Genomic DNA, 3,220 nt, shown 5'->3' with positions numbered 1-3,220 from the left:
AGTTTGAGGACAACGCGCGAAGCGTGTTGCGGGGTCTGGGGCAGCGCCCCAGTTTCGGGAAGGGGCGGGGCTGGGGAACAAGCCCGCCGCAGGCGCCACGCACGCGCACCCGGGAAGGGCGGGGCCGGGGAACAAACCCCCCGGTCACCGAGCCGGCTTCGTGCACCCCCGCGGCCCCGCGAGAAGCGTCGCGCAGGCCGTCGCCTGATCCGGAGCCGAGACCGTCACCATGGGCGTGTAGCCATCAGCCGTATGGCCGGGCGTGGCCCCGACACGACCGGCCTCCGTACGGGCCGGAGCCGAAGCCGTGGGGCGGGAGTTTATGCGGACGGCGTCCCCGCTCGCGGCCTGGGTGATGCGGCCCCACGCCGCCCGGCAGACCTCGCTGTAGCGCACCTCGACGTACGACCTGCCGACCGTCGCCGAGCCGGCCGTCGTCGCACGGGCGCCGCCGCAGCCCATCGCCTCGGGGTCCTTGCCCGCGCAGCTGTCACCGGCGCACTTCACCCCGGTCGGGAGGTCCGCGGAAGCACTGGCGGCGGGCGAGGTGGCGGGCGGCGCCTCCGCCCCTTTGTGCTTGTCGCCGCCGCCCGCGCCGAGCAGCAGCGCGGCCGCGGCGACGACGAGGAGGGCGCCCACGACACCGGTCACGAAGAGCGCGGCCCGGCGGCGCGGCCGCTGTCCGACGGGGATGGCCTTGGCGCGGTAGTCGGGCGGCCGGGGCGAGCGCGGCACGGACGGGGCGGGCGGCGCGGGGGCCTCCTCGGCGCGCGGCGGGGCTTCGCGGCAGAGCGGCGGCCGCGCCGGCGGGCCGAACTCGCCCAGCGCGGCCCGCGCCTGGGAGACCCGGGCGGCCTCCATCGTGACGTCGTGCCGCAGCTCGGAGCGGCTCCAGGCCCGTTCGGCCAGCTCCCACATGGTGCTCAGGTGCCCGACGTCGGTGCCCGTCACCTCGGCGAGGGCCTCGGCGGCGCCGAGCGGCGGCAGCAGCCGCCCGTTCAGATACCGCTCCCAGGACGTCTTGCTGTAGCCGGTGCGGTCGGCCACGGCACCTAGGCTCAGCCCGCTGCGTTCGACGAGTCTGCGCAGCTGTTCGGTGAATTCGCCGACCTGTGGGTCGAGTTCTTCCGGTAGCGCCCTCCAGCGAGGCATTGCCGTCCCCCTGTTCCCCCGTTGCGTACGGTTGTCCCCCGCGGTCCCGGTGCTGGCTACCCAAGGGGATGCCACACATCAGCATGGCAGTTCCCAACCCGGGGGCGCACGGTGGCATTTGGGGTCAACAACGGGGTGGTATGCACCCTTGTCGCGCCGGGGGCGCAACTGGTACGGAACGGAGACCTCGTCCCAGAACCGTCACTTCCCGGCCACAGCAGGCTTGAAGATCTTGCCCGGCCCCGTTCCGATCATGATTCTCGTATCGGGCGGTGTCCCGTCTTCCCACGGGGGTGGAAGACAGGGCACCGTGGCCGCTCACCCGGAGGGAGGCGGTCCGCGCCTCCCGGCCAGGGTGGTGCGGACCGCCTTCTCGCGCAAGGGGTTCAGCGGGCGGCCATCCGCCGCCCGAGCTTCTCGTCCAGCGCGTCCAGGAACTGCTCTGTGGTCAGCCAGGGGGTGTCCTTGGAGATCAGCGCCGCCAGGTCCTTGGTCATCCGGCCGCCCTCGACGGTCTCGACGCAGACCCGCTCCAGCTCCTCCGCGAAGGCGGTGACCTCGGGGGTGCCGTCGAGCCTGCCGCGGTGGGCGAGGGCGCGGGTCCAGGCGAAGACCGAGGCGATCGGGTTGGTCGAGGTCGGCTTGCCCTGCTGGTGGTGGCGGTAGTGCCGGGTGACCGTGCCGTGGGCGGCCTCGGCCTCCAGGGTGCGGCCGTCGGGCGACATCAGGACCGAGGTCATCAGGCCCAGCGAGCCGAAGCCCTGCGCGACGATGTCGGACTGCACGTCCCCGTCGTAGTTCTTGCAGGCCCAGACGTAGCCGCCGGGCCACTTCAGCACGGCGGCGACCATGTCGTCGATCAGCCGGTGCTCGTAGGCGAGCCCCGCCCGCTCGAACTCCGCCCGGAACTCCGCGTCGAAGACCTCCTGGAAGAGGTCCTTGAACCGCCCGTCGTACTTCTTCAGGATGGTGTTCTTCGTCGAGAGGTAGACGGGATAGCGGCGGGCCAGGCCGTAGCGGAACGAGGCGCGCGCGAAGTCGCGGATCGAGTCGTCGTGGTTGTACATCCCGAGCGCCACCCCCGGGCCCGGGAAGTCGTGCACCTCCACCTCGGCCGGCTCGGAGCCGTCCTTCGGGGTGAAGGTCATGGTGAGGGTGCCGGGGCCGGGGATCTTGAGGTCGGTCGCGCGGTACTGGTCGCCGAAGGCGTGACGGCCGACGACGATCGGCTCGGTCCAGCCCGGCACCAGCCGCGGCACGTTCGCCATGATGATCGGTTCGCGGAAGATCACCCCGCCGAGGATGTTGCGGATCGTGCCGTTGGGCGACGGGTACATCGCCTTGAGACCGAACTCCTCGACCCGCGCCTCGTCCGGCGTGATCGTCGCGCACTTCACGCCGACGCCGTGCCGCTGGATGGCCTTGGCGGCGTCGACGGTCACCTGGTCGCTGGTGGCGTCGCGGTGCTCGATCCCCAGGTCGAAGTAGTCCAGCTCGATGTCGAGGTAGGGAAGGATCAGCTTGTCCTTGATGAAGGACCAGATGATGCGGGTCATCTCGTCGCCGTCGAGCTCGACGACGGGGTTGGCAACCTTGATCTTGGCCATGGGGAGATCTTCGTCCCGGGACCCCGGGCAGTCACGCACCCCACGCACGCTTTCCGCTGGTTGCGGTTTTGGTCGCCGCCCGGCTGCGTCTGCTGTGCGGCTCCGCCGCGTGCGGGGCTACGCCCCGGGCCCCCTTGTCTGCGGGTCGGCTGGCGCCTGCGGCGGGCTCCTTCCCCTACCCCGCCCCTTCCCGGAACTGGGGCGCTGCCCCAGACCCCGGCGCGCGGGTCCGTTGCCGCCTGCGGCGGGAGCTCCCCCAGCTACCGCTGGGAGGTGCCCCCAACGGGCTGGATTTCACGCACCCGGCGGAAAAGAAAAGAACGGCGTGCCCGGCGGAAAAGACAGAGAGGCGTGCCCCGAGGGTCTACGTACCCACCGGCGGAGGGGGTGGGGCCGGAGGGTGAGGTTCTGGAACGCGGTGCGTAGTCACAGCACCCAACACGTAAGACAGCGCCACGCAC

General features: G+C 71.7%; 2 protein-coding genes. Both read right to left on the bottom strand.

Annotation, left to right across the window (positions count from 1 at the left end):
- Nucleotides 1-144: 144 nt before the first annotated feature.
- Nucleotides 145-1,152, bottom strand: coding sequence for a DUF2690 domain-containing protein (locus AB0435_RS34010; protein ID WP_366008156.1), 1,008 nt, complete (start codon nucleotides 1,150-1,152; stop codon nucleotides 145-147).
- Nucleotides 1,153-1,538: 386 nt separating this feature from the next.
- Nucleotides 1,539-2,759: an NADP-dependent isocitrate dehydrogenase gene (locus AB0435_RS34005; protein ID WP_366428717.1), complete on the bottom strand. Its 1,221-nt coding sequence runs from the start codon at nucleotides 2,757-2,759 to the stop codon at nucleotides 1,539-1,541.
- Nucleotides 2,760-3,220: the final 461 nt, after the last annotated feature.

Source organism: Streptomyces sp. NPDC051173 (genome assembly GCF_040689515.1).
In the GTDB taxonomy this organism is placed as follows: domain Bacteria; phylum Actinomycetota; class Actinomycetes; order Streptomycetales; family Streptomycetaceae; genus Streptomyces.
The sequence above is the reverse complement of the archived record's forward strand: the minus strand, read 5'-3'. Positions and strand labels throughout refer to the sequence as shown.